The 1,524-nt window shown below is 74.4% G+C and carries 1 protein-coding gene; it reads left to right on the top strand.

The features are described from left to right. Positions 1-1,524 (top strand): tRNA (5-methylaminomethyl-2-thiouridine)(34)-methyltransferase MnmD (gene mnmD / locus B0W88_RS31685; RefSeq protein ID WP_077038399.1); only part of this gene is annotated, 1,524 nt, incomplete at both ends.

Genomic DNA, 1,524 nt, shown 5'->3' with positions numbered 1-1,524 from the left:
CGCCGCCCCGGAGTACGGCGACGTCTACCACTCCCGCGCCGGCGCCGTCGAACAAGCCCGCCACGTCTTCCTCGGCGGCAACGCCCTGCTGCAGCGCTGGGCCGGCCGGCGCCGCTTCGTGATCCTGGAAACCGGCTTCGGCCTGGGCAACAACTTCCTCGCCAGCTGGGACGCCTGGCGCGCCGATCCGCAGCGCTGCGAGCAGCTGGTGTTCGTCAGCATCGAGAAGCACCCGCTGCGCCGCGAGGACCTGCAGCGCGCGCACGCCGCCTCACCGCTGCCTGGATTGGCAGCGCAGCTGGTGCAGGCCTGGCCGCCGCTGACACCGGACCTGCATGGCCTGGATTTCGAGGACGGCCGTGTCCGCCTGCTGCTCGCCTTCGGCGACGTGCGGCGCTGGCTGCGCGGCGAATTGCTGGCCGACGACATCGACGCCTTCTATCTCGACGGCTTCGCGCCGGCGCGCAATCCGGAGATGTGGGATGGGCAACTGCTGCAGGCGCTGGGCCGCCGCGCCGCGCCGCAGGCCACTGTCGCGACCTGGAGCTGCGCCCCGTCCGTCCGCGAGGCCTCAGGCGCCGCCGGCTTCGAGTTCGAGCGCCAGCGCGGCTTCGCCAACAAGGGTGGCATGCTGGTCGGCCGACACCAGCCGCGCTACCGCCCGCAGCGGCCGGCGGCGCGCCTGCCACTCGCCCCCGATGCGCGCAGCGCGCTGATCATCGGCGCGGGCCTGGCGGGCGCGGCCTGCGCGCTGGCATTGAAGCGCCAGGGCGTGTCCGTGACCGTCGTCGATGCCCATCCGGCGCCGGCCCAGGGCAGCTCCGGCAACCCTGGCGGCCTGTTCCACGGCACGCTCAACCCCGACGACGGCGTCCACGCCCGCTTCAACCGCGCCGCCGCGCTGGCCACGGCGCGCCTGCTGCGCGAACTCGGCCCCAGGCTGCCCTGGTGGCAGCAGGGCCTGCTGCGGCTGGAGCATCAGCGCGACCGCGCGCAGATGCAGGCACAGATCGACGCGCTGGGCCTGCCCCCGGACTACGTGCAGGCGCTGGACCGGGAAGCCGCTGCCGCGCTGTCGGGCCTGCCGCCGGGCTCGCCGGCCTGGTTCTACCCGCAAGGCGGCGCGCTGCCACCCGGGGCCTATGTCCAGGCCATGCTGGGTGCCTCGCAGGCCCGCCTGCTGACAGTGAAAGTCGCCGCACTGCGCCGCGGCGCCGAGGGCTGGCAGCTGCTGGACGCCAGTGGCGCCGAGATCGCCGGGGCGCCGCTGGTCGTGCTCGCCGGTGGCCATGAGGGCCAGGTCTTGCTGCAAGACCTGGCCCCGGAAATTCCGCTGACGAGACAGCGCGGCCAGTTGAGCCACCTGAGCCCCGCGCCCGCGCCTCGCCTCCCGGTGGCCGGCCTCGGCTACGCGATGAGCGACGGCGCGGGCGGCATCTGGTGCGGCGCCACCAGCCAGGACGAGGACATGGACCCGACGCTGCGCGCCAGCGACCACGCGGCCAACCTGGCGCAATGGGCCAG

It is taken from the genome of Pelomonas sp. KK5 (assembly GCF_001984095.1).
In the GTDB taxonomy this organism is placed as follows: Bacteria; Pseudomonadota; Gammaproteobacteria; order Burkholderiales; family Burkholderiaceae_C; genus KK5.
Note: the sequence above shows the minus strand (reverse complement) of the source record. Positions and strands in the feature narration are given on the sequence as shown.